We start from the raw sequence: 25,840 nt of genomic DNA, 5'->3' as shown, positions 1-25,840 counted from the left end.
GGCAGATCACGCGAAACTCGATTTCTTAGCCGGATGGATCGCATGTCGCTCAGCATCATTTTCATGGGAACGCCCGAATTCTCCGTGCCGACGTTGCGGTCCTTGATCGATGCCGGGCACAAGATTCGTGCCGTGTATACGCAGCCGCCGCGCCCAGGCGGCCGGCGCGGGCTGGACCTGCAGAAATCGCCGGTGCATCAGGCTGCGGAATTGCTGGGCCTGCCTGTCTTTACGCCCGTCAACTTTAGGGATCCTGACGAGCGCCAGCGGTTTCGCGATTTGGATGCCGATGTTGCTGTGGTCGTGGCCTATGGCCTGCTGCTGCCGGAAGCCATTCTGACCGGCACGCGGCTCGGCTGCTACAATGGCCATGCTTCGCTGCTGCCGCGCTGGCGTGGAGCGGCGCCTATCCAGCGTGCGATCATGGCTGGTGATAGCAAGACCGGCATGATGGTGATGAAGATGGACAAGGGCCTCGACACCGGCCCTGTTGCCCTGACGCGCGAAGTCGAGATCGGCGCGACCATGACATCAGGCGAACTCCACGACAGGCTGATGCTGGTCGGCGCGAAGGCGATGGCAGAGGCCATGAACAAGCTGGAGCATGACGAACTACCGCTGACCGCCCAGCCGGATGAAGGCGTCCTCTATGCCGCCAAGATTGACAAGGGTGAAACGCGCATCGATTTCGACAAATCCTCGGTGGAGGTGCACAATCATATTCGGGGCCTCTCGCCTTTCCCCGGCGCCTGGTTCGAGGCCAAGATTGCCGGTCGGCCGGAGCGGATAAAGGTGCTCGGCTCGGAACTGGCCGAGGGAAGCGGAGCGCCCGGCAGCGTCTTGACCGATGATCTTGTCATTGCTTGCGCCTCCGGTGCCGTGCGGCTGACGAAGCTGCAGAAGGCCGGCGGCAAGCCTCTGGCATCGGCCGATTTCCTGCGTGGTACGCCGATCGCGCCAGGCACCGTGCTCGCCGCGGAGCGGACCTGATGCCGCGCTACAGAATGACCGTCGAATATGACGGCACCCCCTATGTCGGCTGGCAGCGTCAGGACAACGGTCCCTCCGTGCAAGGGGCGATCGAAGGCGCCATCCTGTCACTGACGGCGGAGACGGTCTCCATCCGCGGCGCCGGGCGTACCGATTCCGGCGTCCATGCCATGGGCCAGGTCATGCATGCCGACCTGACCAAGGAGTGGAAGCCCTATACCCTGCGCAATGCGCTGAATGCCCATCTGAGGCAGGCGGGCGAACGTGTCGCCATTCTCGATATCGCGGAGGTCGACGCCCGCTTCGATGCGCGCTTCTCGGCCATCCGCCGACATTATCTCTATCGCATCATCACGCGCCGCGCGCCCTTGGCGCTGGAGGCCGGGCGCGCCTGGTGGGTGGCGAAGGACATGGATCACGAGGTCATGCATGCCGCGGCGCAGACTTTGGTCGGCCGGCACGACTTCACGACCTTTCGTTCCGTGCATTGCCAGGCAAACAGCCCGGTGCGTACGCTCGACCGGCTTGATGTCACGCGCCATGGCGAGCTGATCGAGATCCGCGCTACGGCGCAGAGCTTCCTCCACAATCAGATCCGCTCCTTTGCCGGAACGTTGAAGCTTGCGGGCGAGGGCAAGTGGACGCCCGACGATGTGCGTGGCGCTCTTGAGGCGCGAGACCGCAAGGCATGCGGCCCCGTTGCCCCGCCGGACGGGCTCTATTTCATGCAGGTGGATTATCGGGATGATGGGGCGCCTGCGATGCCGTTGCCGGATGACGATTCCTGACGACTGCGGCGGTTCGATCACGACCAGCTTCACACCGGCGGATAGACGCCGAGGAAGCGTTGCAGGAAATCCGTCAGTAGCATGCTCGGGATCAGCAACACCAGCGTCAGCGTGCCGATGAAGAGCGGGTGAGTGCCGCAGATCATTCTGAGGATGCGCGCCAGCGCAAAGATGATTGCCATTGTCAGCACCAGCGATAGAAGTGCTGCCAGACCCTTCGAGCCGGGGACAAAGACGATCAATGCGAGGAGCAGCGCGTTCAGATAGTTTGCCGGTACGAAAAGCCAATTCACGGTAACGACGATCGGCGCAAACTTGTCGCCGAAGCGGAAGACCAGAAGCAGCACGCCGGCGAGAATGGGTGGTATCAGCCAGTTCGCCGCTTCGACCAGCGCCAGCCGCAGGAAGAACGCGATGCCGGTCGATGTTTCGGGCGGCATGGCCGTCAGGTAGGCCTGCTGCCACCAGAGCCAGGAAATGCCGATCGACGGCAGGCTCCAGAAGACGGCCCAGAAGGAGCGCAGCATGCCGCGATCCGATATGTCGAGATACTGGAAGCCGCGCGCATCCATCCGGATCAGCAGCCAGAGGCCGGACAGATAATATTGGACTTCCTTAAAGGTCGGCATTCTCGAACCAGCGCTGGATGAAGGTCTCATAGATCTCGGTCAGCGTTTCGAGATCCGATAGCGCCACGCGCTCGTCGACCATGTGCATGGTCTGACCGACCAGGCCGAATTCGACGACGGGGCAATAGTCCTTGATATAGCGGGCATCCGAGGTGCCGCCGGTCGTCGAGAGCGCCGGCCTCAGGCCGGTGACGTTTTCGACCGCCGAAGAGAGCGAAGCGATCAGCGCATTGTTGCGCGTCAGGAAGACCTGGCTCGGACGCTCGGACCAGGTGATGTCGTATCTGGCTGGCGGACGTCCGGGGCGCAGCGTCTGGTCGGCCGCGGCCGCATCCAGGCGCGCAAGGATTTCCGCCTTCAGCGTATCGACCGTCCAGGTATCGTTGAAGCGGATGTTGAAGGCTGCGGTTGCCTTGGCGGCGATGACGTTGGTGGCGGCATTGCCGACATCGATGCTCGTCACCTCGAGGTTCGACGGCTGGAAATTGTCCGTGCCGGCGTCGAAAGGCGGGTCAAGCAGCGCTTCGGTCAGCTTGAGGATACTGCGCACCGGGTTATCGGCGAGATGCGGATAGGCGGCATGGCCTTGAACGCCGTGAACGGTAATGAAGCCGGAAATCGAGCCGCGCCGGCCGATCTTGATCATGTCGCCAAGCTGGTCCGGATTGGTCGGCTCGCCGACGAGGGACGCATCCCATTGCTCGCCGCGCTCGGCCGCCCATTGCAGCAGCTTGACCGTGCCATTGATCGCCGGGCCTTCTTCGTCGCCGGTGATCAGGAAGGAGATCGAGCCCGCAGGTGGCCCGTGCTTCTCGATATGGCGCGCCACGGCCGCCGCGAAGCAGGCAATGCCGCCCTTCATGTCGACGGCGCCGCGGCCGAAGAGCTCGCCATCGGCGATTTCCGCGGCGAAGGGTGGACGGCTCCAGGATGCGGCATCGCCCACCGGAACGACATCCGTATGGCCGGCAAACATCAGATGCGGACCTTCCGTGCCGAGCCGGGCATAAAGATTCTCGATGTCGGGCGTTCCCGGCTCGCGGGCCGTCATGCGCTCGACTTTGAAGCCGAGCGGCAGCAGCATGTCGGCAAGCGCTGTCAGCGCGCCGCCCTCGGCCGGCGTCACGGAGGCACAGCGGATCAGGGTTTGCAGGTTGGCAACGGGATCGGTAACAGTCATCGGAGGCAACTTATCCGGCGGGAAATGGCAAAGCGATGGCAAAGGGTCGGCGATAGGCCGAAAATCCTTGCCGCGATTCCAGCAATCGCACGGGCAAGCTTACCCGGCAAGCGTGAGAGGAGCGCGATATGGCGACCGCGCTCCCGAATTTACAATCAGTCGCGCAGAAGCTCGTTGATACCGGTCTTCGAGCGGGTCCTTTCATCGACGCGCTTGACGATGACGGCGCAATAGAGGCTGGGGGCCGGCTGGCCGTTCGCCATGGTGTTGCCGCTCGGCAGCGCGCCCGCGACGACAACCGAGTAGGGCGGCACTTCGCCATAGGTGATCTCGCCGGTGGCGCGGTCGACGATCTTGGTCGACTTGCCGATGAAGACGCCCATGCCGAGCACCGATCCTTCGCGGATGATGCAGCCCTCGACCACTTCGGAGCGTGCGCCGATGAAGCAATTGTCCTCGATGATGGTCGGGCCGGCCTGCATCGGCTCCAATACACCGCCGATGCCGACGCCGCCGGACAGATGCACATGCTTGCCGATCTGCGCGCAGGAACCGACGGTCGCCCAGGTGTCGACCATGGTGCCTTCGCCGACATAGGCGCCGAGATTGACGAAGGACGGCATCAGGATGGCGTTCGGGGCGATATAGGCGGAGTGGCGCACAACGGCGTTCGGCACCGCGCGGAAGCCGGCTTCGCGGAAGCGGTTCTCGCCCCAGCCTTCGAATTTCGAGGGAACCTTATCCCACCAGGTCGCGCCGCCCGAGCCGCCTTCGACGATCTTCATGTCGTTCAGGCGGAAGGAAAGGAGCACCGCTTTCTTAAGCCACTGGTTGACCGTCCAGATGCCGTCCGCACCGCGTTCGGCCACGCGGACCTTGCCGCTGTCGAGCAGGTTCAGCGCCATCTCCACGGCGTCGCGGACTTCACCCCGCGTCGACGTGTTCACATTGTCGCGATTGTCGAAGGCGGCCTCGATGGTCTTTTCGAGAGAGGCGAGATCGGTAGCGCTCATGGGAATTCCTTAAAACGTCTGTAGCTGTCGTGGTTTTCGGATAGAGGTCCGGATATGGTCGATTGGTCCTACAGCATGGGCTTGAAAAATGGAATGTCTTTTCCGCGCCGATTGAGCTTGGATTCGGGGCGTTGTAGGGGCATATGCTGAGCTCGGCCGTTGCTGCCTACGGACAGGGCGGCTCGGCATGATCTATTTGAAAGGCATGGTCAATGAGCAAGGCGAAGAACGGCAGGCTGAGGCGCAAGGACGGGGTATGGGATCCCTTGAAGACGAGCTCGGCGGACAAGAAGCGAGCCGAATCCGTGCCGCGTACGCCGCAGTCGATGTCGCCTTCCTACAGGCTCGCCTATGCGGACGAGGATTTCCTTTGCCGTGAGGAGTTACGGCCGATCCGCCTGCAGCTGGAATTGCTGAAGACCGAAATGTATCTGACCGAACGCGGCATCAAATCGACCGTCGTCATGTTCGGCGGCGCGCGCATTCCCGCACCGGGTGCAAACGCATGGGCCGCGCGCAACGATGTGCAGCGTGCCAACCTCGAGACCGCATCGGTTTACTATGAGGAAGCGCGCAAGTTCGCCCGGCTTTGCTCGCGTTATTCGGCGAGCTTCGATTTCCATGAATATGTCGTGGTGACCGGCGGCGGTCCGGGCGTAATGGAGGCGGGCAATCGCGGCGCGTCCGAAGAGGGCGCTCCTTCGATCGGCCTCAACATCGTCCTGCCGCACGAGCAGGCGCCGAACGTCTACGTCACGCCCGAGCTCAGCTTCAACTTTCATTATTTCGCGATCCGCAAGATGCACTTCATGGTGCGCGCCAAGGCGATCGCGGTGTTTCCGGGCGGTTTCGGCACACTTGACGAACTGTTCGAATGCCTGACGCTCATCCAGACCGGCCGCATGGAGCGCCTGCCGCTCATCCTCTTCGGCGAGAAGTTCTGGCGCAACATCATCAATTTCGAGGCACTCGCCGAATTCGGCACCATCGCGCCCGATGACGTCAATCTGATCAGCTTCGTCGACACCGCCGACGAGGCCTGGAAGATCGTCGCGGATTTTTACGAGCACGATAACGGCCATTGAACAGCGAAAGCCCGCCGTCGCATGGCGATGGCGGGCTTCGGTCGTAGGGGTACCGCTTAGGGCGCGATCCATGAAGCGTGACGGTGCTTCGTGGAGGGTCGTGCCCGATCGATCGGCTTAAAGCAGCGGGCGGTCCGGCATGTCGTCCAGCGAGATCACGCCGTCATGGTTGCGATCCATGCGGTCGAAGAACTTGCTGGCGGCGTCTTCGGCCTCCTGCTTGCTGATCTGGCCGTTTTCGTCCTTGTCGATGCGATGGAACAGCATCATGCCGCGCATGAGACCTGCCTTATGCATGAAGCGGCCGTGCGGTCCGTGATGGCGCGGGCCATTGTCACCCTTGTTGTCGTTCTGGGCCTGATCGCCCTTGGCCTGGTCGTTTTGGGCCTGGTTGTTGCCCTGATCGTCGTTGGCCTTGGCGTGTGCGGCCTTCCATTCCTTGATGCGTTCCTGACGATAGGCGCGCACCTCGCCGGGCGTGAGCTCGCCGTCATGGTTGGTGTCGATCTGATCGAAGATCTTGTCGACGCCGGCCTTGACCTCATCCTTGGTGACCTTGGTGTCGCCAGGCTGGCCGAATTGCTTCAGCATGCGCACATAGACGATTTCCGGCGAAAAGTGCGGTCCATGCCAGCGACCGCCGTGACCACCCCTTGCCTCATCGCCTTGTGCCGCGAAGGTTGCCTGAGCGCCAGCGCCCACCAGAAGGGCTGCGGAAAGTCCCGCAAGAAGAATTTTTTTCCCGTTCATCGTTTTTCCTTTCGTGTCGAGGAATGGTCAAACGATACGGCGGGCGGCCGAAAACGACCAATTAAACCTCTGTAAGGCGGATGAAACTTTCGTAACCCCGTCTTAAAGAAAGGTTAAACCAATGCCTTGAGGAAAGCTGTGAGATCGTCGGTCACATAGTCGATGTGATCGTCCTCGCCGGTCGTCCGTTCCCACCATTCGACGACGGTCGTCTCGAGATTCTGGGGCACGAGCAGCACTGTCTTCATGCCGAGCGCCTTGGGCACGGTGAGGTTGCGCGGCAGGTCCTCGAACATCGCGGCCCTCTTCGTATCCACTCGATTGAGGCTCATGAACTTGTCGTAGGTGCTGCCGGCTGGCTTCGGCACATAGTCTGCCGCCACGATATCGAAGATGTCGTCGAAATTGTCGAGAATGCCGAGCGCGCCGGCGGTCGCCTGGGCGTGCTTGACGCTTCCGTTGGTGAAGATGAACTTACGTCCCGGCAGCGCCTTGATGGCGGCGGCCAGCTCCGGCTGCGGCATCAGCGCCGAATAGTCGATCGCATGCGCCTTCTCCAGGAAATCGTTGGGATCGATGCCGTGATGGAGCATCAATCCCTGCAGGGTCGTGCCGTGATCGAGATAATATTGCTTCTGCAGCTTGCGCGCTTCCTCGCGCTCCATCTGCAGGAGAGCCGAGACATAGGCCGTCATGTTCTTGTCGATCTGCGCGAAGAGATCGACATGGTGCGGATAGAGCGTGTTGTCGAGATCGAACACCCACTCGCGGATATCGGCAAAATCTGAAGGTTCGGATAGCGTCTTTGTCTGGCTCATGGCCGTCTTATGGCATGCCGCCTTATCGGAGGAAAAGGAAAATATTCATGCTACGCCATATGGGGGATACCGCCGACATTGCCGACCGATCCAATGCCGGTTATGATTTTACCATTGAATTCCGGGGCTTTGCTCTATTTGCAAAGTGAGGGGGAGCTTACGCTCTTTCGGGGTTGTGAAGAGGAAAGTCGCCCGACCGGGCTTTTCGGAGGGGATACGATGAGTCAGGTGGAAAAGGCGCAGGAATTCGCGCGGCTGCACAAAAAGGGTGAGCCGCTCATCCTTTTCAACATTTGGGATGCCGGTTCGGCCAAGGCGGTCACAGAGGCGGGTGCGAAGGCACTGGCCACGGGCAGCTGGTCTGTCGCCGCCGCCAACGGCTTTGGTGACGGCGAGGCGATACCGCTGTCGCTGCTTGCGGTGACGGCGCGGTTGATTTCGGTCACGAGCCCGCTGCCTCTGTCAGTCGATTTCGAAGGCGGCTATGCGGTGGAGCCCGAGGCGGTTGCGGCCAATGTCGAAAAGATCATGGATCACGGCGCCATCGGTATCAATTTCGAGGACCAGGTGATCGGCGGCCAAGGCGTCCATCCGATCGAGCTGCAGGCGGCGCGCATCCGCGCGATCCGGGAGATGGCCGACCGGCGGGAAATACCATTGTTCATCAATGCCCGCACCGATCTTTTCCTTCAGGAGAGCGATACGGCGCACCACCAGATCCTGCTCGATGAAGCCTATAGCCGCGTCGATGCTTTCGCCGAGGCGGGCGCCAGCGGTTTCTTCGCGCCCGGCCTTGTCGACCCGGAACTGATCGGAGCCCTCTGCGAACGCTCTCCCTTGCCGGTCAATATCATGGTGCGTCCGACGACGCCCGACAACGAGACTATGGCCGGCCTCGGCGTCAGCCGCATCAGCTATGGCCCAGCTCCCTACCGCTCTGTCATGGGAATGTTGAAAAGCGAGGCCGAAGCAATTTATCGGCCGGCTTGAGCGAAATTGAAGTCCTCTGAGGCGGTCGCCCTCCTCAGGGGACGATCAGCGTACCGGCGCCGTGCTCGGTGAAGATCTCGAGCAGCACCGAATGAGCCGTCTTGCCGTTGAGGATGACGACGCCCTGAACACCGGCCTTGATGGCGTCGATGCAGGTCTCGACCTTGGGGATCATGCCGCCGGAAATCGTGCCGTCGGCCATAAGTTCACGCGCCTGCGAAACCGAAAGCTCCTTGATGAGCTGGCCCTGCTTGTCGAGCACGCCCGGAACATCCGTCAGGAAGAGCAGGCGCGTGGCGCTGAGCGCGCCGGCGATGGCGCCGGCAAAAGTGTCGGCATTGATGTTATAGGTCGCGCCGTCGCGGCCGGGAGCAACCGGTGCGATGACGGGGATCATCTCAGACTTCGCAAGCAGGTCGAGCAGCGTGCGGTCGACTTCGACCACTTCACCGACGAAGCCGAGATCGAGCACGCGCTCGATATTGGAATCCGGATCCTTGATGGTCTTGTGCGCCTTTTCGGCGAAGACCATGTTGCCGTCCTTGCCGCAAAGACCGATCGCCCATTCGCCCGTCTGGTTGATCAGCGCGACGATTTCCTTGTTGATCGAGCCAGCCAGCACCATTTCGACGATCTCGACCGTCTTTTGATCGGTGACGCGCAGGCCGCCCTCGAATTTCGATTCGATGCCCATCTTCGTCAGCATGGCGCCGATCTGCGGCCCGCCGCCGTGGACGACAATCGGGTTGACGCCCGATTGCTTCAGAAGCGCGATGTCGGCGGCAAATGCCTTGCCGAGTTCGGCATTGCCCATGGCATGGCCACCGTATTTCACCACGATGGTCTTGTTTTCATAGCGTTGCATGTAGGGCAGGGCCTGCGCCAGCAGGCTGGCTTGAAGCTCGCTTTGGGATTCGGACATGGTGCACCCCGTGAGATTGTTTGCGGCCTTTTATCTCAAGTTTCTGACAGAGGGAATAATGATGTCCGGATTAGTTTGCTCGGTGTCACACTGGCGGTGACGAAATTGATTTCGCCACCGCGCTTGCCAGCCGGGACTTTTCTCTTAAAGATTGGTCTTGGTGGAGCAAGCGGGGGTCGGATGGCGAACGAGGAGACGGAAGCGCTTATCGGCCGCGTCGCCATGCGTGACCAGAAGGCTTTTACCACGCTTTATAAACGTACCAGCCCGAAACTCTATGGCGTATGCCTGCGTATTATTGGCAACAGGACGGATGCCGAAGAGGTATTGCAGGAAGTTTACGTGAAGATCTGGCAGCGGGCCGAGCAGTTCGCCGCAACCGAAGGCCCTGCAATGCCGTGGCTGACGGCGATCGCCCGCAATCGATCCATCGATTTCGTCCGTGCCCGCAAGCCTGTGGCCGATGAAATCGACGCCGCACACGATCTTGCCGACACCGAACCCGGCCCCGAAGAGCAAGCAATCGTGAAGGGAGAGGGTAGGCGGATTGACAGGTGCATGGAAGAGTTGGAAGCTGATCGCGCGCGGGCGGTTCGCAGCGCCTATATCGAAGGCTTGAGCTACCAGGAACTCGCCGATCAACACTCGGTGCCTTTGAATACCATGCGCACCTGGCTGCGCCGAAGCCTGATCAGATTAAGAGAGTGCATGGACCGATGAGTACACCCGATCAAAGCAAGGGAGGCCGCTCCCGCGACGAAGTTCTGGCCGGGGAATATGTACTTGGCGTACTCTCGCTGGAGGATCGGCAGAAGGTCGAGCGGCGCATGCGCAGCGATCGTCAATTTGCCGCGATCGTCAGCCGATGGGAGCAGAACCTTTCGGAGTTCAATGAAGAATACGAAATGGTGACGCCGGCGAAGTCGGTCTTTCCGAAGATAGAAAGACGTATCTTCGGAGATGCGGCGTTGGGCGCTCATCTCTGGAATTCGCTGCTGGTCTGGCGCGTCGTTGCCCTCGGTTCATTGTTCCTTGCCGCCGGCGTGGTGGTTTTCACCATCACAAACAACGGCATATCCCGGTCCGTACCGGGCAAGCAGCTGACGGCTTCCCTTGCCGGCCAGAACAGCGCCATCAATCTCCTGGCCGATTATGACGCCAGCAGCGGGCGGCTGAAGGTGACGCCCGTTGCAGCCGGAAAGCCGGAGGAGAAATCGCTGGAGCTCTGGCTCATTCGCGGCAGCGATCCTGCCGAGGCGCTCGGCGTGCTGCCGCAGACCGGCGAAGGCGAAATCGTCCTGCCGCAGGAACTTCACGGCAAGCTGACCGAAGGCGCAATCATCGCCGTCAGTATCGAGCCTTTCGGCGGTTCTCCGACCGGCAAGCCCACGGGCGATGTCGTTGCATCCGGCACCATCCGTTTCCCCTGAGAATTTATTTCCTTCGAAAGACAATCGCCGCTGAAACTCTTCTCTATGGCCCTCCGTATCTTCCTGTGACCCCACATGATCGGGGCAAGAACAGGAAGAGGAAAAGCTATGATCAAGACCGTGATTCACCTCGTCGCTGTGGCCGCAACGCTTGCCGCCGCAACCAGCCTCGCCTACGCAAAGGACCCCATGGTGGGGGGCGCGGCGATGTACGCCAGCAAGAATATCGTGCAGAACGCCGTGAATTCGAAGGACCACACGACTTTGGTCGCTGCCGTCAAGGCTGCCGGCCTTGTGGACACGCTCGAAGGCAAAGGCCCCTTCACCGTCTTTGCGCCGACGAATGAAGCCTTTGGCAAGCTTCCGCCCGGTACGGTCGAAACCCTGCTGAAGCCCGAGAACAAGGCAACCCTAACCAAGATCCTGACCTGCCATGTCGTCGCCGGTGACGATATGGCGGCCGCCATCAAGAAATGGGCGACGAGCAAGGGCGGCGAATACGATCTGAAGACGGTCGGTGGCTGCACGATCAAGGCGATGGACAAGGGCGGCAAGCTGACGCTGACCGACGAGGCCGGCGGCACCGCTCATATCACCATCGCCGATGTCAAACAGTCGAACGGCGTGATCCACGTTGTCGACAAGGTGTTGTTGCCGAAGATGTAATCCTCGACGGCGACAGGGCCGCCGCTCCCCGCGGGGCGCAGGGCGGCGGCCTCATCCGGCTGACCTGATGTTCAGACCGGAATTCCCACTGTCAGGCCAATCGCCTGGCGCAACTCCTCGAGACCCACACCCTTCTCCGATGAGGTGGCGAGAATGCCGGGATAGGCGGCAGGGCGCTTGCGGATTTTTTCGGCGGTATCGGCCAAAAGCTTCGGCAGGCCCGCCTCCTTGATCTTGTCGGTCTTGGTCAGCACGATCTGATAGGAAACGGCGGCCTTGTCGAGCAGGCCGAGGACCTCGTCGTCGTTCTTCTTGATGCCGTGGCGGCTATCGATCAGCACATAGACGCGCTTCAGCGTCGTGCGTCCGCGCAGATAGTCGAAGACCAGCTTCGTCCAGGCATCCACCTGTTCCTTCGGCGCTTCCGCATAGCCGTAGCCCGGCATGTCCACCAGCGCCATTGGCGGCAGGTCGCCACCCTCGCCGGAAAAGCCATCGGGAACGAAATAGTTGAGCTCCTGCGTCCGCCCCGGCGTGTTCGAAGTGCGCGCCAAACCCTTATGGCCGACCAGCGCATTGATCAGCGACGACTTGCCGACATTCGAGCGCCCGGCAAAGGCCACTTCCAAAGGCCCCTCCGGCGGCAGGAATTTCATCGCTGGCACGCCGCGGATGAAAATCCACGGGCGGCCGAAAAGCGGCTTGTCGTCTTTTATGGTCTGTTCTGCCATGCTGCTTCAGGTCTTCCGGTTCGATTGTTGACTGGCTTCGAGGTTTTGCCGGCGAAAGTCAAGTTTTGATCGGTGTGCCCGTCGACGGTCTTTTGGCGATGCATTCTGACCGGCACTCGCAAAAATCCGCAATTGCTGCGCCGCGCGTCCGTAAAGGCCATGCTACTCTTTGGCCTCATGAAGACCAGCACAGAAGAAAATTATCGTCGGCGCATCGCCCGCGTCATCGAAGCGATTATGGTCGATCCGTCAGCGCCTCATTCGATCGAGAGCCTTGCTGCCATCGCTCATTTCTCGCCATTCCATTTCCATCGGCTCTATCGCGCGCTGACCGGCGAAAGCATTGCCGCCACGACACGCCGGGTTCGGCTTGCCCAGGCGGCGCATCGACTGGCCGGCCGCACCGTCTCGGTTACTGAAACGGCATTAGATGCAGGCTACGACAGCTCGCAAAGCTTCGCGCGCGCCTTTCGCAATCTGACCGGGCTTAGTCCGACCGATTTCCAGATGCAGCAACAGTCGATCACGATGAGCCTTCCTCCGGTGATGATCGTTGATCGGCAGCCGGTGACTGTATTTGGTGTGCGTCACGATGGGCCGTTCACAACGATTCCTCATAGCTATCGGCATTTGCGGCAATGGTCGTCGGAGCGTGGGATAGCATGGAACGACGTTGCTCGTATCGGCGTCTGCCATGGCGATCCGGATCAAGGTGACGGCTTTCGATATTTTGCCGGGCTGATCCTGTCGAACGATGAGCTGGCGACGGACGGGCTTGAACGATGTGACGTGCCGGGCGGGCGCTATGCCCGGCACCGGCTGATCGGCCCCTATGCGCTCATTTCTCCGACGTTTCAGACGCTCTTCGGCGGATGGCTACCGCAAAGCGGCCTCGAGCCTGACGATCGCCCGGCGCTCGAAATCTATCTCAATCACCCAAGGCACGTAGCCGACAGCGAACTCGCCACCGATCTGCTGATTCCGCTTCGCGACGCAGCCGAGTGATGCATTGCACCAACCCCGTTCGATTTTCATTTTGGGAAAAGAAAATGCGTTTCGCAAAGACTCTATGCTTCATTGCCGTCAGCTTGACCGCAACGTGGGCTCACGCAGCGGGCCTGAAATCGTTTGAAGTCCCGGCGGACGCAAGCGGTCCCGCTCTCCGCGCCTTCATCTGGTCGCCCTGCACGGTTGCGCCGGCGGACATTACGCTTGGATCGATCGTCGTTTCTGGTGTCCGGAATTGCCCGATCGTGGGCGCTAATCTGCCGTTGGTCGTCATTTCGCATGGTCATGCCGGCAGTTCTCTCGGCCATCACGATACGGCGGAAACCCTGGCGGATGCCGGCTTCGTCGTCGTCGCCTTGAACCATCCGCGCGACAATTTTTCCGACATGAGCCAATCGGGGGATATATCCGTCTTCGTCGAGCGACCGACAGATATCAAACGTCTCATCGATTTCATGCTGAACGCCTCTCCGGAAGCGGCACACATCGATCCGAGCCGCATCGGCTTCTTCGGCTTCTCGCGCGGCGGTTATACCGGCCTGGTTCTTGCCGGAGCGATCCCGGATTTTCACGATCCGCATGTCTCATGCCCGGAACCGGCGCCGATTTGCGGACAGATCCGCCGCAACGAGCTTCCGACGCAGCCGCTGACCCAGGATGCGCGCATCAAGGCTTTGGTCATTGCCGATCCGTTCAGTTTCTTTTCGACCAAGGACAGCCTGAAGAATGTCAAGGCGCCCGTTCAGCTCTGGGGCTCGCAATATGGCGGCGATGGCGTGCTGCCGGAAAACGTCGCAGCTCTAACGGATGACTTGCCGGCAAAGCCCGAATTTCATGTCGTCTCCAACGCGGCGCACTTCGCCTTTCTCGCACCTTGCTCGCCGGCGCTCGCCCAGTCGCAGCCGGAAATTTGCAAGGATGCCAACGGCTTTGACAGGGTCGCCTTTCACAAGTCGTTCGATGCGGACGTTCTGTCATTCTTCCGGCGGCATCTGATCGAAGCGGGCAAGCCCTGACCGGTCGGCCCGGCTTTCAAGGCTATCGCGATCACGAGGAAAACGGATAACCTCGCGCACGCGATATCCCACAAAAGAAAAGCCCCGCCGAAGCGGGGCTTTGCTGCTTATTTCGATGGCGCCGGTTTTCGTTTGAACAGGCCCTTGAGATTGTCGAAGAGTTCCACCTTCACGCCGTGGCGCCTCATGATGATCGACTGCTGGATGACCGAGAGCGTGTTGTTCCAGGCCCAGTAGATGACGAGGCCGGCCGGGAAGCTTGCCAGCATGAACATGAACACCAGCGGCATCCAGGTGAAGATCATCGCCTGGGTCGGGTCCGGCGGCGTCGGGTTCATACGCATCTGCAGGAACATGGTGACGCCCATGATCATCGGCCAGACACCGAGATGCAGGATGGTAGGCGCTGCAAACGGCAACAGGCCGAAGAGATTGACGATCGAGGTCGGGTCCGGAGCGGAAAGGTCCTGGATCCAGCCGAAGAACGGCGCATGGCGCATCTCGATGGTGATGTAGATCACCTTGTAGAGCGAGAAGAAGATCGGAATCTGCAGGAGCACCGGCCAGCAGCCCGCGATCGGATTGATCTTCTCTTCCTTGTAGAGCTGCATCGTCGCCTGTTGCAGCGCCATTCGGTCGTCGCCGAACTTGGCCTTCAGTTCCTCCATCTTCGGCTGCATGCGCTTCATGTTCGCCATCGAAGCATACTGCTTGCTGGCGAGCGGGAAGAACAACGCCTTGACCACGATGGTGGTGCAGAGGATGGCGACACCGAAATTGCCGAAGTAGCGGAAGAAGAAATCCATCAGCTTGAACATCGGCTTGGTGATGAAATAGAACCAGCCCCAGTCGATCAGGCGGTCGAAGCGCGGGATCGAGTAGCTGGTCTCGTAGCGGTCGATGACCGGTACTTCTTTCGCGCCGGCGAAGACGAGGTTCTTCAACTCGATCGACTGGCTGGGAGCGACCGTGACGGCATCTTGCTTGTAATCGGCCTGATAGCGCGGCGTGCCGTCGCTGAAGTGCGAGAAGCGGGCATCATAGGCCGTCGACTGCGGCGGCACCATGGTTGCGGCCCAGTACTTGTCTGTCATGCCGAGCCAGCCGCCGGTCGACTTGGCGGGCGTCGTGGCTTCCTTCTCGGTTGCCGCATACTTGGTCTCGATCAGGCCGTCATCGCCGATGACACCGATGAAGCCTTCGTGCAGAACGTAGGCGGACGGCGTCTCGGGTTTATTGTAGCGGGTGACGCGGCCGTAGCTCGAGAGGGAAACCGGTGCCTGGCCGCTATTGGCGATCTTGTCGGTGATCGTGAACATGTAGCGATCGTCGACGGAAATCGTGCGCGAGAAGGTGATGCCCTTGTCATTGGTGTAGGAAAGCGTCACCGGCGTCTTGTCGGTCAGCTTGTCGCCGCTCGAGAGCGTCCACATGGTCGAAGGGCCGGGGACCGCACCGGTCGCGTCGCTGCCGACATAGCCGAGTTCGGTGAAGTAGCCGTCCTTGGTATCGGCCGGGCTGAACAGCGTAATGATCGGGCTGCTCTTGTCGACGGTCTCGTGATAGGTCTTGAGCCTGAGGTCGTCGAGGCGCGCGCCTTCCAGGTTGATGGAGCCGGCAAGCGCAGGCGTATCGATGACAACGCGCGAAGAAGAGGTCTTGGCGACCGATTGGTCGCGTGTCAGGACCGTCGGCGCAGTCTGGCCGCCTGCCGGCAGCGAGCCGTTGACCGCAGCGCCTGCGCCCGCGGCGGGTGCCTGCGTCGTCTGGGCCTGCTGCGACTGCTGCTGCAGCTTGGCGGCCTGTTCGGCCTGCCGCTGCGCTTCGAGGCGCGGGTTCATATAGAAAAACTGCCAAGCGAGGACGATCAGCACCGACAGGGCAATCGCTATGAAGTAATTGCGGTTGTTTTGCATCATGTGTTCCTGGAGCGGTCCGTTTCCGGTCGCCGGTGTTTCGGCCTGGTTTCGATACGCTGGACGAGTTCACTCACCAGTTTTTCGAAAGGTGCGGTCAGCACATCGCGCCGCGCGACAACCACATAGTCGTGTCCGGGCTGCATTGCAAACCCGGCATGAAGCCGCACGGCTTCTTTCAGCCTGCGCCGCATGCGGTTGCGCTCCACTGCGTTGCCATGTTTTTTGGTGACGGTAAAACCAACGCGGGGGTCGGCGTCGGAAAGCTTGCGGTCCAGCATCTCTAGGAGGAAGAAGCTGCCTCTGCGCTTCTCGCCTTCGCGGACTGCAAGAAACTGCGGCCGGCTCTTCAGCCGCCCGACAGTCTTTTTGGGTCGTTCATTCGTCAATTTGCCCGCCATCCTCGACTATCGGGCATTTCGGCCGTTAGGCCGAAAGACGCTTGCGGCCGCGGCTACGGCGAGCGGAAAGAACCGCGCGACCGCCCTTGGTGGCCATACGGGAACGGAAGCCGTGGCGACGCTTGCGGACAAGCTTGGATGGTTGATAGGTACGCTTCATTTATTTAAACACCGCGGAGTGCGGCCCTTCTTGAGCTTTGCTTCAAAAGCAAGCAGCGTTGTTGATTATGGCGAACGGACTTCGCCCGCAAAAGCAGGCTCCGGGACCGGACGTGCGCGGGCTTATAAGGATGAAGACCCATAGAGTCAATTATATCGGCGCAAATTCCTTGAAGTCCGGGGTTCCAGCCGGTCGATCGGCGGCCGTTGCCGCCAGCCATAGCATTCGGCCGATTGATTGCATGGCCAACAATATAATTCAGTAAATACTGAAATATACAGCAGAAATAGCAGCGACGTCGCATCTCTCATATATAAATACCGCAATATATCATTAATGAATTTAGCCGATATCTAGGTACATGCTGGAAAAACCCATCGATTTATGGGGAGGAGACCGGCCTCGGAGGGTATCGTGAAGATTCGCGGCAAAATAAACCTGCTTGTATTCGTCATGGCTGGCGCAGCGCTTTTGATCGGCGCTACCGCCCTTTATGCGCTGCATCAGTATGACCAGAAATTACAGAGCTACGATCAGACCGCCGGGCGCGCCTACATGGGCGAGCGCCTCAACCGTTATGTGACGGCGGTGGTCATGGAATCGCGCGGCATCTATGCTGCCGCTTCCGCAAAGGACGCCAAGAGCTTCGCCGATGGGTTGATGGGCGACCTCGACGAGATCGACAAAGTGCTCGCGGCCTGGGCGCCTATGGTTCCGGATGCGCAGAAGGCAGAATTCTCCAAACTGCAGGCCGGCTCTCAGGAGTTTCGCGTCTTCCGCACCGAAACGGCCCGTCTTGGCGTGACGGATGGTCCGGATGCCGCCAGCAAGCAAGGCAACAATGAAGCCAACCGTGCCAATCGCAAGGCTTTCCAGGCCGAGATCGATGCTGTGGTTAAAACCGATAAGGCAGAACTTGCAGCAGCCGAAACCAGCATCGCGACTTTTCATAACGCTATCTTGTGGGCCGTCCTTTGCATCACGGTGGCGGGCATCAGCGCCGGCGTCGGCCTGGGCTCCTATATTGGCACCGTTCATCTGAGCCGTCCGATCCGCAAGGTGACGGAAGCCATCAACAAGGTTGCCGACGGTCAATTCGATATCGAGGTCCCGTTTGCCGGTCGCCGCGACGAAATCGGCGAGATGGCCGCTGCCGTCGATGTTTTCAAGGAGAACGGCAAGGCCGTGCGCCGCATGAATGCCGAGGAAACGGCCCTGCGCGCCAGGAGCGACGAACTTCAGTCCAGCATGTCTCTGGCCGTCTCGGCCGCCGCTGCCGGCGATTTCAGCCGTCGCATCGAGAAGGATTACGGCGATGCCAACCTCAATCGCTTTGCCGGGAATGTGAACGAGCTGCTGGTGAGCGTCGATACGGGTATCGGCGAGGTGCGTCGCGTAATCGCAAGCCTCGCTGATGGCGATCTGACGCAGGCCATGAAGGGCGAATTCCAGGGCGCCTTTGCCGAACTGCAGCAGAACGTCAATGCCACGCTCGCGACCCTCAAGAGCACCATGCGCGAGGTGCGGGAGACGACGGGCTCGATCAACACCAACACCAACGAGTTGCGCCACGCCAGCGACGACCTCTCCAAGCGTACCGAACAACAGGCCGCCGCCCTCGAGCAAACCTCGGCGGCGCTCGACGAGATCACCTCCGTCGTCCAGAATTCGACGGAACGGGCGCGCGAAGCGAGCATCATGGTGACCGAGGCCAAGGAAGACGCCGCTCGCTCCGGCAAGGTGGTTCGCAATGCGATCGACGCCATGGGCGGCATTGAACAGGCATCCGGCGCGATCAGCCAGATCATCGGAGTGATCGACGATATCGCCTTCCAGACGAATCTGCTGGCACTCAATGCCGGCGTCGAGGCTGCGCGAGCAGGCGACGCGGGCAAGGGCTTTGCCGTCGTTGCCCAGGAAGTGCGTGAACTCGCCCAGCGCTCCGCCACCGCCGCCAAGGACATCAAGGTGCTGATCAGCAAATCAGGCGATCAGGTGCAGGTCGGCGTCAAGCTGGTGCAGGCCACCGGCGAGGCGCTGTCGACCATCGAAGCCCGCGTGCTCAAGATCAACGACCACATTCATTCCATCGCGACGGCGGCGCGCGAACAGGCAACAGGCCTGTCCGAGGTCAACAAGGCCGTCAACCAGATGGATGAAGTCACGCAGCGCAATGCCGCCATGGTCGAGGAGACCTCGGCCGCGACCCATCGTCTTGCAGGCGAAGCCGATGGCCTCGTCCGCCTGGTATCCCGCTTCAAGGTCGATGCCGGCAGCATGCCCGCTCCGGTGCCTGCACGCGCCGAGACGCACCGCCCGGCGGCATCGCCGGCACGGCGGATGATCGATAAGGTCGCGACTGCCTTCGGCGGCGCAAACGCTCTCTCGCCGGCCGTCGCGACGAAGGGTTGGGAAGAGTTTTGATCCCGTCGGAGAGGGACAACGCGGCCGCGCCTGCGCGCCGTCGTCGTCCCTCTCCAGACCGTTCTCGCCGTTAAAGCCGGGAAGAGATTGGAAAAAAGCCTACAATCACCTATTATCTGGTTTCGATACTTCGCCATCATGTCGCTTTGCAGCGAAGCGGGACAATTGAAATGGATAGTGGGCAGGACAGGAGGGCCGCAAAAAGCGGCAAAGCCGATAAGGGCCGCCTGTCCCAATTTTGTAGGCCCACAGGGATCTTCGGCGGGCTTTCCGGCAAGCTTCTCATCCTCACCGTGGGCTTCATTCTCCTGGCCGAAGTGCTGATCTTCGTACCCTCCGTTGCCAATATGAGGCTGCGTTGGCTGGAGGACCGGCTCAATACGGCCGCTGCAGCCGCGATCGTCATCGACGGCCTGCAGCCTGCCGAGCTACCTCGCGCGCTGCAGAAGGAAACGCTGATGGCCACCGGCACGCGGGCCATCGTCCTGCGCAAGGACGGCACGTCGCGCCTGCTTGCGACGGCCGAGATGCCGGCCTCGGTCGATGATATGTATGATCTGAGCAATGTGTCCCAGCTGACCGCCATCAAGGACGCACTCGACACTCTGCTCTTCGGCGGCAACCGTATCATCCGCGTTTTCGGCCCGGCCGGCGGCGATGTCGGCACCGGCATCGAAGTGGTGTTGAAGGACACCCGGTTGCGCAATGCGATGCTTGCCTATTCGGTCAGCGTCTTCTTCGTTTCCATCCTGATTTCATTGTTCACAGCGACACTGATCTTCTTTGCGATCAACCGCATGATGATCCGCCCGATCCGGCGGCTCACCGATAGCATGCAGGCCTATTCGGACGACCCGGAGGATCCGGGCCGTATTCTCGTGCCCGAGATGGGGCGCGATGAGCTTGCAGTCGCCGGCCGCCATCTCGCCTCCATGCAATCGCAGCTGCAGAAGACGCTGAAGCAGCAGAAAAATCTGGCGGCGCTCGGCCTCGCCGTCTCGAAGATCAATCACGACATGCGCAACATCCTGTCGGCGGCGCAATTGATGTCCGACCGATTGGTCGATGTCGACGATCCGATGGTCAAGCGTTTCGCGCCGAAGCTGCTGCGCACGATCGACCGCGCCGTCGGTTATACGACCGAGGTCCTTTCCTATGGCCAGACGTCCGAATCGGCGCCGCGCCGGCGCAAGATCCGTCTTGTCGAGCTCATCGGCGAGGTTCGTGATATCCTGGCGATCGATCCTGAAACCGGTATCGAATTCGTCGAGCAGCTCGGCCCCGAGCTCGAGGTCGATGCCGACAGCGAGCAGCTGTTCCGCATCATCCATAATCTGTGCCGCAACGCCCATCAGGCATTGGTCGCTTTCGGCGAGACGACACCCGACGGTATCAGGCGCATCACGGTTTCGGCGCATCGCATCGGCAGCGTCGTCAGCATCACCGTCGATGACACCGGGCCGGGCATGCCGCAGAAAGCGCGGGAAAATCTCTTCACGGCATTCCGTGGCTCTGCACGTTCCGGCGGTACCGGCCTCGGCCTGGCAATCGCCCGCGAACTTGTGCTTGCTCATGGCGGCACCATAGCGCTCGTGGAAAAACCATCCGCGGGAACGCAGTTTCGTATCGAGATCCCCGATCGCCCCGTATCCCTCGATGATTATCGCAGCCGGAGCTTCCGCGAAAGCTGAGGTTTTTCAGCCTCTTCGCGCCGACATGCACGAAAATCGCGATCTTTTTCAGAAATCCACTTGCATTCCCCCAAAGGAGGCTTTAGAGAACCGCCCACGCCAACGGTTTCTTCCGTTTCGGCCACGCACCCGTAGCTCAGCTGGATAGAGCACCAGACTACGAATCTGGGGGTCAGGAGTTCGAATCTCTTCGGGTGCGCCATTTCATCTCTATATAAATTTATGATCTGACTGCCTGCGCCGCAGGCACGAATGCTTGCGCGTATCCCGCGCCGGGCGACAGGCGATCGTGCTTGCCGCCCGGCGGCTGTGATTTTTTCGTGCTGCTCAGCCCCGGCGCGCCGTTTCCTCTCCATGCTCCGTCGCCAACGGCAATTCCGGCAGGAACAGCAGTGCGACCAGCGCCAATGCGACGATGGCCGTTCCCGTCGCAAAGGTCATGGCAATGGCGTGGCGGTAGAGCGCTATGGCCGCGGCATGGGCTTCGGGGGAGGTGGTGGCAAGTTGCTTCATGCCGGCCTCCGTCAATGACGACATATGAAGACCGTCCAGGGCGGCGCCGGCGTTCTGTACGCGATAGGCGAGGATGGCGCCGGAGCCGGTGACGCCGATGAGGCCGCCGAGCGAGCGGAAGAAGGCGAGCGTCGCCGTGCCGACGCCGCGGTGCGCAAAGGGCAGGGCATTCTGCACCGCGATCGTCATGGTGGGCATGACAAGTCCAAGTCCGAGGCCGAGGGCGAAGACGGATGGCTCGATCACCATGAAGCCCTGGCTGGTGGCGGCCGCCCAGGCGAGGGTAGCGAAGGCGACCGTCGCAAGGCTCAGACCGAATAGCTGGGCCGGCTTGTAGCGTCCGAAGCGATGCAGCAGCACGCGGCCATTGACCATGGACGAGATGACGACGCCGACCATCAGCGGGCCGGTCAGCAGGCCGGAATGCGAGGGGCTGACACCCATGACCATCTGGAAGAACAGCGGGAAGAAGAGGCTGGCCCCGAGCATGCCCATGAAGGTCAATGCCAGCACGAGGCAGGCGACGACGAACAGCCGGTTGCGGAAGAGATCCGGCGGCAGCACCGGCTCTCGCTCCCGCCGGATATGGAGAACGAAGCAAACGGCGAGAATGAGGGCAGCCGCGGACAGTCCGAAAATCTCAGGCGAATCCCAGGCCCATTCGTTGCCGCCGAGCGCCAGCACCAGCAGGAAGCTGGTCGTGCAGGCCGTCAGCAAGACAGCGCCGAGATAGTCGATGCGGCGGCTGCGCGCCTGATGCGGCCTCTTGAGTGCTCGGCCGATCATGACGAGGGCAACGGCGCCGATCGGCAGGTTGACGTAGAAGATCCAGTGCCACGACAAGAGGTCGGTGATGACGCCGCCGGCGATCGGACCGATGACGCTGCACACGGCGAAGACGGCGGCGATCGAGCCCTGATTGCGCCCACGTCTTGCCGGCGGCACGATATCGCCGATGATGATCTGCGCAAGCGGCAGCAATCCACCCGCGCCGATGCCCTGGATGGCCCGGAAGACGATGAGTTGCATCAGCGTCTGCGCCATGCCGCTCAGTACGGAGCCGAGCAGGAAGATCAGGATCGCCGCGTAGATCATCGGCTTGCGGCCGTACTGGTCGCTGAGCTTGCCATAGAGCGGCATGGTGCTGGTCGACGCCAGCACATAGGCGCTGACGACCCACGACAGATGCGTCAGCCCGCCGAGATCGCTGACGATGCGCGGCAAGGCCGTCGCCACGATGCTTTGGTCGATGGCGCCAAGGCCGAGAACGATCATCAGGCCGAGAATGACGGCGCGGATCTCGCGACGATCGGGCGGATCGCTCGCGGCCGGCGCCGATGGCGGAATTGCATTCAGACGCTCGCCGCTCATTGCCCGATCTCCCCGAGTGGCCCGACCGCCGCGCGAATGGCAGCGCGCTCGTCTGGCGAAAGTTTGGCCAGTTCGGACGCAAGCCAATCGGTCCGTTTTTGTTTCATGCTCTGTATCAGCTCTTTTCCTTTGTCGGTCGCGATCAGGCCATTGCGGCGCCGATCGCTCGGGTCGGGCTCCGAGCGAGTGATGAGACCGTCCCGCTCCATCGTCTTCACATGTCCGGATATCGTTGGTCCGCGCAGCTTCTCCATCCGGGCCAGTTCGGCGACGCCGATGCCCGGTTCGCGCATGATGGCGAGGAGCAGCAGGGCATGCAGGGGTGAAAGGCCGGGATCGTCGCTCTCGCGCCGCAATTGCCGGTACAGGCGATGGAGAGCAGGGCGCAACGCCTCGGCGAGCGCATGTGCTTCTTCAAGCACATGATGACGGTCGGGTTTGGTCATGGAGTCTCAATCGAACAGTAGATAGGTAGGCTTCCTATCTATATGACTATTGAATGTCTTTTACTTGCGCAAGCGGTAATATTATGATTCATTTTCAATCATTGCGCGTTGTTCGTTCCGATTACGTCTCTAGAGGAGAAGAGCTGTGAAACGATTCCTGACGACCGTGACAGTGACCGCCTTAAGTGCCCTGCTTGCTGTTACATCATTTGATCCCGCCGTTGCGGCGCCGATTCAGCCGATGGTGCAGCCGGCAATCCTGCAGACGACCGGCCAGGCTGCCGGCGTGACCGACGTGCAATATCGTCGTCACCGTCCCCATTATCGCCCGCACTATCGCCCACATTACCGTCCGCACTATCGCGGCGGCTACTGGCATGGCCATCGCGGCTATCGCTACGCCCGCCCGGGATATCGCCGCTATAACGATGGTTTCTGGTATCCGCTGGCCGCCTTCACCGCCGGCGCAATTGTTGGCGGCGCCGTCGCACGTCCGCCCCACGGCAGCGCCCATGTTCGCTGGTGCGCGAGCCGGTACAAGACCTATCGCGCTTCTGACAATACCTATCAGCCGACCAATGGTCCGCGTCGGCAGTGCGTCAGCCAGTGAGTTGCCGGTGAATTGAATGCGCGAAGTCCCTCTCCGCTCTTGCGGAGAGGCACATCTTTCAGGCGGTTGCGGGGATAGGCATCTTCAATCCCGTCAATTGCTCCGAGACATCCCAAAGCCGCCGCCAGATGGCGGGATCGCGGGCATGGGCGGCGATGCGGTCGAGTTCCAGGCTGAACAACAGCGTCGCCAGCTTCGACTGGCAATAGGCACGCCGAGCCCATAATTTTTCCGCCATTGCAGATCTTCGAAATTGATCCTGCCGCCGCGGTGCGCCAAGCTGCTGACGGTGACCGCACGGTGGTTGTCGGCATCGAAAACCGTGGGCAGCAGTCGCATCGTCCAGGCGAAGTGACCGATATAGTTGGCGCCCATCTGCATCTCGAAGGCAATGTCTGCGCCGGATGTTGCCGAGCGGATTTTGGCGAGCGCCTCGGCGCCCTTTCTCTCGTTGGGTGAGGCGATGATGACCTTTACGCCAGCGCCGGCCAGCGCCTTGGCGGCTTCGTAGCCGATACCGCTATTGGCAACGGTGATAACTGCAATTCGGCCTGACTTGGGGGAATGTCTCTCACTGTCCGGCCGGGCATTGCGGGACGCCTGTGGAGGGATTTGGCATCGCCTATTGTATCTGTTTGTATATTGCACTAGATGCAAGTTTGTATCTGTTAAAAATATGCAGCAATAGAAATCCGGGATTGTGCTTGCATATCAACGGTTCTCGATGGCCAAATGATGTGGGGTGCCTTCGAAATGCCATGCTGCTCGGCCCTGATCGCGCCATATTTGCTATCGTAGCCGGAGATTGGATTCGCGGAATGACGACAAAGACCTCATGCTCTGATTTTGTGCGGTTTTTCCGCTCCTGGGTAAGCAATCCCATGCGTGTCGCGGCGGTGGCGCCCTCGGGTGAACGCCTGGCCAGGTTGATGACTCAGGAGATCGAGCCGCTCGACGGCCCGATCCTCGAACTCGGCCCCGGCACGGGTGTTTTCACCCGCGCGTTGCTGGCTCGCGGGATTCCGGAAAGCGCGCTGACGCTTGTCGAGTTCGGCGAGGAGTTTGCCGTTCGGCTGCGCGGCCGTTTTCCCGAGGCCCGTGTGGTGCAGATGGATGCTGCGCAGCTTGGCCAGTGCGGCCTCTTTGAGGATGTGCCTTTCGGCGCTGTGATCAGCGGCCTGCCGCTATTGTCCATGCCGCCCGCCAAGATCGTGGCCATTGTCGGCGGAGCCTTCGAGACAATGAAGCCGGGTGGAGCCTTCTATCAATTCACCTACGGTCCCCGTTGCCCCATTCCCAGGCCAATCCTCGAAAGCCTCGGCCTGAAGGGGACACGCATCGGCGGCACGGTGCGCAATATTCCGCCGGCCGGTGTCTACAGGATATCACGGCAGAATCCGCTGGAGATCTCGATCGGCGGCTCTTACGCGCCCGAAGCCGGCAAGGCCGATATGAGGTGGCCCGAAGCAAGTGCATGACGGGGGGTAAGATGGCGGATATGCCTGATGTCGTCGTGAAGGAGGGCCGGCGCGAGCGCAAGCGCCGCCAGACTCGCGAGCGCATCGAAGCCGCCGCCCTGAGGCTTTTCCTGGAGCGCGGCTTTGACGGCACCACGATCGAGGACATCACCGAGGCGGCCGATGTGTCCAAGCGCAGCTTCTTCGATTATTTCCCGAGCAAGGAAGATGTGGTCGCTGCCTGGCAGGATGGTTTCTCTGGTGAGTTGATCGAGGCGGTCGCCGCTCAGCCCAAGGATGCGGCCATCGTCGATGTCATCGAGGCGGCTGTCAATGCGGCGCTGCTCGACGCTATCTCGGATCCGCAGTATCTCGCCATTGCCGCCTTGATCCGCGATACCCCCACTCTTCGCGCCCGCGATCAATTGAAATATGCCAAGCTTGAGAGGAAGCTGGCGGATGCGCTGCATGCCCGTTGCCGTGGCGGCGATGAGGAGCGGTTCCGCCTCAGCCTGCTGTCGTCAGCCGTCGTCAGCATGCTGCGCATCGGCGGTGAACGCTGGGGCGCGGGGCTGCGGGATATGTCGCTTGAAGAATTCGCCCGCAGCATGTTCGACGAGCTTTGGACAGCTCTTGCCGATCTGGGTACGCAAGCGCGCCGACACGTGCCCGCGCAGTAATCCCGCTGCGCGCGAGCGGCCCGCCCGGCAGCTGCGCCGAAATGGTCGGCGTCGATGCCCGCATGGCGCAAGGATGAATTCGTTACGCGGGTGCGCATTGCATATGCCAACCTGCTGCCCCATCTTTTCCAGGTCGCGACCCTATTCCCCTCTCG

The 25,840-nt window shown here is 61.0% G+C and carries 27 protein-coding genes, 1 tRNA gene and 1 pseudogene; 15 read left to right on the top strand and 14 right to left on the bottom strand.

Annotated features, from left to right (window positions below; translation table 11 throughout):
* The first annotated feature begins 42 nt into the window (after positions 1 to 42).
* On the top strand, positions 43 to 990 hold the full coding sequence (gene fmt / locus FHT28_RS13980) for a methionyl-tRNA formyltransferase (protein ID WP_168596537.1): 948 nt from the start codon (positions 43 to 45) through the stop codon (positions 988 to 990).
* Entirely contained in the window at positions 990 to 1,778 is a 789-nt protein-coding gene (gene truA / locus FHT28_RS13975; RefSeq protein WP_047556186.1) for a tRNA pseudouridine(38-40) synthase TruA, read from the top strand. Before fmt ends, truA begins: the two co-directional genes overlap by 1 nt.
* Before the next feature lie 29 nt (positions 1,779 to 1,807).
* Here truA and FHT28_RS13970 read toward each other — a convergent pair whose 3' ends face one another.
* The 3 genes from FHT28_RS13970 to dapD all read right to left on the bottom strand — a co-directional run bounded on the left by FHT28_RS13970 (position 1,808) and on the right by dapD (position 4,600).
* Positions 1,808 to 2,407, bottom strand: a complete 600-nt coding sequence (locus FHT28_RS13970; protein ID WP_047556181.1) for a hypothetical protein — start codon at positions 2,405 to 2,407, stop codon at positions 1,808 to 1,810.
* Positions 2,394 to 3,587 carry a succinyl-diaminopimelate desuccinylase gene (gene dapE / locus FHT28_RS13965; protein ID WP_047556179.1) on the bottom strand — a complete coding sequence of 398 codons (1,194 nt, stop codon included), beginning with the start codon at positions 3,585 to 3,587 and terminating at the stop codon, positions 2,394 to 2,396. The genes FHT28_RS13970 and dapE overlap by 14 nt, the downstream gene beginning before the upstream one ends.
* Positions 3,588 to 3,742: 155 nt before the next feature.
* Positions 3,743 to 4,600 carry a 2,3,4,5-tetrahydropyridine-2,6-dicarboxylate N-succinyltransferase gene (dapD, locus tag FHT28_RS13960; protein ID WP_037203053.1) on the bottom strand — a complete coding sequence of 286 codons (858 nt, stop codon included), beginning with the start codon at positions 4,598 to 4,600 and terminating at the stop codon, positions 3,743 to 3,745.
* A 212-nt stretch (positions 4,601 to 4,812) separates the two neighbouring features.
* Here dapD and FHT28_RS13955 point away from each other — a divergent pair, with 212 nt between their 5' ends.
* Positions 4,813 to 5,685 carry an LOG family protein gene (locus FHT28_RS13955; RefSeq protein ID WP_037203054.1) on the top strand — a complete coding sequence of 291 codons (873 nt, stop codon included), beginning with the start codon at positions 4,813 to 4,815 and terminating at the stop codon, positions 5,683 to 5,685.
* A 117-nt stretch (positions 5,686 to 5,802) separates the two neighbouring features.
* Here the strand turns inward: FHT28_RS13955 and FHT28_RS13950 are convergent, their stop codons facing one another.
* On the bottom strand, positions 5,803 to 6,435 hold the full coding sequence (locus tag FHT28_RS13950; RefSeq protein WP_168596536.1) for a calcium-binding protein: 633 nt from the start codon (positions 6,433 to 6,435) through the stop codon (positions 5,803 to 5,805).
* Between the two features lie 113 nt (positions 6,436 to 6,548).
* On the bottom strand, positions 6,549 to 7,253 hold the full coding sequence (locus FHT28_RS13945; RefSeq protein WP_047556175.1) for a pyrimidine 5'-nucleotidase: 705 nt from the start codon (positions 7,251 to 7,253) through the stop codon (positions 6,549 to 6,551).
* A gap of 219 nt (positions 7,254 to 7,472) precedes the next feature.
* Between FHT28_RS13945 and FHT28_RS13940 the strand changes: the two genes are divergently transcribed.
* The gene (locus FHT28_RS13940; RefSeq protein WP_047556173.1) at positions 7,473 to 8,243 is read left to right on the top strand and encodes an isocitrate lyase/phosphoenolpyruvate mutase family protein; all 771 of its coding nucleotides are present in this window, start codon (positions 7,473 to 7,475) and stop codon (positions 8,241 to 8,243) included.
* A gap of 34 nt (positions 8,244 to 8,277) precedes the next feature.
* On the opposite strand, the gene argB is transcribed toward FHT28_RS13940, so the two are convergent.
* Positions 8,278 to 9,165, bottom strand: coding sequence for an acetylglutamate kinase (gene argB / locus FHT28_RS13935; protein ID WP_037203058.1), 888 nt, complete (start codon positions 9,163 to 9,165; stop codon positions 8,278 to 8,280).
* 180 nt (positions 9,166 to 9,345) lie between these two features.
* Here argB and FHT28_RS13930 point away from each other — a divergent pair, with 180 nt between their 5' ends.
* The 3 genes from FHT28_RS13930 (at position 9,346) to FHT28_RS13920 (ending at position 11,261) form a co-directional block, all read left to right on the top strand.
* On the top strand, positions 9,346 to 9,885 hold the full coding sequence (locus FHT28_RS13930; protein ID WP_168596657.1) for a sigma-70 family RNA polymerase sigma factor: 540 nt from the start codon (positions 9,346 to 9,348) through the stop codon (positions 9,883 to 9,885).
* A complete protein-coding gene (locus tag FHT28_RS13925) occupies positions 9,882 to 10,595 on the top strand; it encodes an anti-sigma factor (RefSeq protein ID WP_037203060.1) in 714 nt (237 codons plus the stop codon). Before FHT28_RS13930 ends, FHT28_RS13925 begins: the two co-directional genes overlap by 4 nt.
* Positions 10,596 to 10,703: 108 nt before the next feature.
* Positions 10,704 to 11,261, top strand: a complete 558-nt coding sequence (locus FHT28_RS13920) for a fasciclin domain-containing protein (protein ID WP_168596535.1) — start codon at positions 10,704 to 10,706, stop codon at positions 11,259 to 11,261.
* Positions 11,262 to 11,332: 71 nt separating this feature from the next.
* Here the strand turns inward: FHT28_RS13920 and yihA are convergent, their stop codons facing one another.
* On the bottom strand, positions 11,333 to 11,992 hold the full coding sequence (yihA, locus tag FHT28_RS13915) for a ribosome biogenesis GTP-binding protein YihA/YsxC (RefSeq protein ID WP_037203063.1): 660 nt from the start codon (positions 11,990 to 11,992) through the stop codon (positions 11,333 to 11,335).
* A 177-nt stretch (positions 11,993 to 12,169) separates the two neighbouring features.
* On the opposite strand from yihA, the gene FHT28_RS13910 reads away from it, so the two are divergent.
* On the top strand, positions 12,170 to 12,997 hold the full coding sequence (locus FHT28_RS13910; RefSeq protein ID WP_168596534.1) for an AraC family transcriptional regulator: 828 nt from the start codon (positions 12,170 to 12,172) through the stop codon (positions 12,995 to 12,997).
* Between the two features lie 44 nt (positions 12,998 to 13,041).
* Positions 13,042 to 14,016, top strand: a complete 975-nt coding sequence (locus tag FHT28_RS13905) for a dienelactone hydrolase (protein WP_168596533.1) — start codon at positions 13,042 to 13,044, stop codon at positions 14,014 to 14,016.
* A gap of 107 nt (positions 14,017 to 14,123) precedes the next feature.
* Here FHT28_RS13905 and yidC read toward each other — a convergent pair whose 3' ends face one another.
* From yidC to rpmH, 3 genes are read right to left on the bottom strand one after another with little or no spacing between them, the layout of a single operon-like run.
* Entirely contained in the window at positions 14,124 to 15,932 is a 1,809-nt protein-coding gene (yidC, locus tag FHT28_RS13900) for a membrane protein insertase YidC (protein WP_037203065.1), read from the bottom strand.
* On the bottom strand, positions 15,932 to 16,333 hold the full coding sequence (gene rnpA, locus FHT28_RS13895) for a ribonuclease P protein component (RefSeq protein WP_113118236.1): 402 nt from the start codon (positions 16,331 to 16,333) through the stop codon (positions 15,932 to 15,934). The genes yidC and rnpA overlap by 1 nt, the downstream gene beginning before the upstream one ends.
* Positions 16,334 to 16,358: 25 nt before the next feature.
* Positions 16,359 to 16,493: a 50S ribosomal protein L34 gene (rpmH, locus tag FHT28_RS13890; RefSeq protein WP_034488840.1), complete on the bottom strand. Its 135-nt coding sequence runs from the start codon at positions 16,491 to 16,493 to the stop codon at positions 16,359 to 16,361.
* Between the two features lie 414 nt (positions 16,494 to 16,907).
* On the opposite strand from rpmH, the gene FHT28_RS13885 reads away from it, so the two are divergent.
* From FHT28_RS13885 to FHT28_RS13875, 3 genes are all read left to right on the top strand, one after another.
* Positions 16,908 to 18,917: a methyl-accepting chemotaxis protein gene (locus tag FHT28_RS13885; RefSeq protein WP_168596532.1), complete on the top strand. Its 2,010-nt coding sequence runs from the start codon at positions 16,908 to 16,910 to the stop codon at positions 18,915 to 18,917.
* 170 nt (positions 18,918 to 19,087) lie between these two features.
* On the top strand, positions 19,088 to 20,608 hold the full coding sequence (locus FHT28_RS13880; RefSeq protein WP_092574404.1) for a HAMP domain-containing sensor histidine kinase: 1,521 nt from the start codon (positions 19,088 to 19,090) through the stop codon (positions 20,606 to 20,608).
* A gap of 125 nt (positions 20,609 to 20,733) precedes the next feature.
* Positions 20,734 to 20,810 (top strand) — tRNA-Arg (locus FHT28_RS13875).
* Positions 20,811 to 20,935: 125 nt separating this feature from the next.
* Here FHT28_RS13875 and FHT28_RS13870 read toward each other — a convergent pair.
* Positions 20,936 to 22,492, bottom strand: a complete 1,557-nt coding sequence (locus FHT28_RS13870) for an MDR family MFS transporter (protein WP_168596531.1) — start codon at positions 22,490 to 22,492, stop codon at positions 20,936 to 20,938.
* Positions 22,489 to 22,938 carry a MarR family transcriptional regulator gene (locus FHT28_RS13865; RefSeq protein ID WP_047556162.1) on the bottom strand — a complete coding sequence of 150 codons (450 nt, stop codon included), beginning with the start codon at positions 22,936 to 22,938 and terminating at the stop codon, positions 22,489 to 22,491. Before FHT28_RS13865 ends, FHT28_RS13870 begins: the two co-directional genes overlap by 4 nt.
* Before the next feature lie 145 nt (positions 22,939 to 23,083).
* On the opposite strand from FHT28_RS13865, the gene FHT28_RS13860 reads away from it, so the two are divergent.
* Positions 23,084 to 23,548 (top strand): BA14K family protein, encoded by a 465-nt coding sequence (locus tag FHT28_RS13860; protein ID WP_051964462.1) that lies wholly within the window; start codon positions 23,084 to 23,086, stop codon positions 23,546 to 23,548.
* Between the two features lie 58 nt (positions 23,549 to 23,606).
* On the opposite strand, the gene FHT28_RS36170 is transcribed toward FHT28_RS13860, so the two are convergent.
* Positions 23,607 to 23,786, bottom strand: coding sequence for a hypothetical protein (locus FHT28_RS36170; RefSeq protein WP_246704866.1), 180 nt, complete (start codon positions 23,784 to 23,786; stop codon positions 23,607 to 23,609).
* Positions 23,787 to 23,989: 203 nt separating this feature from the next.
* A pseudogene (locus tag FHT28_RS36165) lies at positions 23,990 to 24,196 on the bottom strand (hypothetical protein); the annotation flags it as partial.
* Between the two features lie 170 nt (positions 24,197 to 24,366).
* Between FHT28_RS36165 and FHT28_RS13850 the strand changes: the two are divergent.
* Together FHT28_RS13850 and FHT28_RS13845 are read left to right on the top strand one after the other, a co-directional pair.
* Positions 24,367 to 25,026: a methyltransferase domain-containing protein gene (locus FHT28_RS13850; RefSeq protein ID WP_168596530.1), complete on the top strand. Its 660-nt coding sequence runs from the start codon at positions 24,367 to 24,369 to the stop codon at positions 25,024 to 25,026.
* An 11-nt stretch (positions 25,027 to 25,037) separates the two neighbouring features.
* Positions 25,038 to 25,685 (top strand): TetR family transcriptional regulator, encoded by a 648-nt coding sequence (locus FHT28_RS13845; RefSeq protein ID WP_092574396.1) that lies wholly within the window; start codon positions 25,038 to 25,040, stop codon positions 25,683 to 25,685.
* Positions 25,686 to 25,840 lie beyond the last annotated feature (155 nt).

It is taken from the genome of Rhizobium sp. SG570 (assembly GCF_012275345.1).
Lineage (GTDB): Bacteria > Pseudomonadota > Alphaproteobacteria > Rhizobiales > Rhizobiaceae > Rhizobium > Rhizobium lusitanum.
Note: the sequence above shows the minus strand (reverse complement) of the source record. Positions and strands in the feature narration are given on the sequence as shown.

Bases quoted from the DNA above. Each gene is read 5' to 3' on its own strand.
- fmt (WP_168596537.1), top strand. From the start codon at position 43: ATGTCGCTCAGCATCATTTTCATGGGAACGCCCGAATTCTCCGTGCCG.
- truA (WP_047556186.1), top strand. From the start codon at position 990: ATGCCGCGCTACAGAATGACCGTCGAATATGACGGCACCCCCTATGTC.
- FHT28_RS13970 (WP_047556181.1), bottom strand. From the start codon at position 2,407: ATGCCGACCTTTAAGGAAGTCCAATATTATCTGTCCGGCCTCTGGCTG.
- dapE (WP_047556179.1), bottom strand. From the start codon at position 3,587: ATGACTGTTACCGATCCCGTTGCCAACCTGCAAACCCTGATCCGCTGT.
- dapD (WP_037203053.1), bottom strand. From the start codon at position 4,600: ATGAGCGCTACCGATCTCGCCTCTCTCGAAAAGACCATCGAGGCCGCC.
- FHT28_RS13955 (WP_037203054.1), top strand. From the start codon at position 4,813: ATGAGCAAGGCGAAGAACGGCAGGCTGAGGCGCAAGGACGGGGTATGG.
- FHT28_RS13950 (WP_168596536.1), bottom strand. From the start codon at position 6,435: ATGAACGGGAAAAAAATTCTTCTTGCGGGACTTTCCGCAGCCCTTCTG.
- FHT28_RS13945 (WP_047556175.1), bottom strand. From the start codon at position 7,253: ATGAGCCAGACAAAGACGCTATCCGAACCTTCAGATTTTGCCGATATC.
- FHT28_RS13940 (WP_047556173.1), top strand. From the start codon at position 7,473: ATGAGTCAGGTGGAAAAGGCGCAGGAATTCGCGCGGCTGCACAAAAAG.
- argB (WP_037203058.1), bottom strand. From the start codon at position 9,165: ATGTCCGAATCCCAAAGCGAGCTTCAAGCCAGCCTGCTGGCGCAGGCC.
- FHT28_RS13930 (WP_168596657.1), top strand. From the start codon at position 9,346: ATGGCGAACGAGGAGACGGAAGCGCTTATCGGCCGCGTCGCCATGCGT.
- FHT28_RS13925 (WP_037203060.1), top strand. From the start codon at position 9,882: ATGAGTACACCCGATCAAAGCAAGGGAGGCCGCTCCCGCGACGAAGTT.
- FHT28_RS13920 (WP_168596535.1), top strand. From the start codon at position 10,704: ATGATCAAGACCGTGATTCACCTCGTCGCTGTGGCCGCAACGCTTGCC.
- yihA (WP_037203063.1), bottom strand. From the start codon at position 11,992: ATGGCAGAACAGACCATAAAAGACGACAAGCCGCTTTTCGGCCGCCCG.
- FHT28_RS13910 (WP_168596534.1), top strand. From the start codon at position 12,170: ATGAAGACCAGCACAGAAGAAAATTATCGTCGGCGCATCGCCCGCGTC.
- FHT28_RS13905 (WP_168596533.1), top strand. From the start codon at position 13,042: ATGCGTTTCGCAAAGACTCTATGCTTCATTGCCGTCAGCTTGACCGCA.
- yidC (WP_037203065.1), bottom strand. From the start codon at position 15,932: ATGCAAAACAACCGCAATTACTTCATAGCGATTGCCCTGTCGGTGCTG.
- rnpA (WP_113118236.1), bottom strand. From the start codon at position 16,333: ATGGCGGGCAAATTGACGAATGAACGACCCAAAAAGACTGTCGGGCGG.
- rpmH (WP_034488840.1), bottom strand. From the start codon at position 16,493: ATGAAGCGTACCTATCAACCATCCAAGCTTGTCCGCAAGCGTCGCCAC.
- FHT28_RS13880 (WP_092574404.1), top strand. From the start codon at position 19,088: ATGGATAGTGGGCAGGACAGGAGGGCCGCAAAAAGCGGCAAAGCCGAT.
- FHT28_RS13870 (WP_168596531.1), bottom strand. From the start codon at position 22,492: ATGAGCGGCGAGCGTCTGAATGCAATTCCGCCATCGGCGCCGGCCGCG.
- FHT28_RS13865 (WP_047556162.1), bottom strand. From the start codon at position 22,938: ATGACCAAACCCGACCGTCATCATGTGCTTGAAGAAGCACATGCGCTC.
- FHT28_RS36170 (WP_246704866.1), bottom strand. From the start codon at position 23,786: ATGGCGGAAAAATTATGGGCTCGGCGTGCCTATTGCCAGTCGAAGCTG.
- FHT28_RS13850 (WP_168596530.1), top strand. From the start codon at position 24,367: ATGACGACAAAGACCTCATGCTCTGATTTTGTGCGGTTTTTCCGCTCC.
- FHT28_RS13845 (WP_092574396.1), top strand. From the start codon at position 25,038: ATGGCGGATATGCCTGATGTCGTCGTGAAGGAGGGCCGGCGCGAGCGC.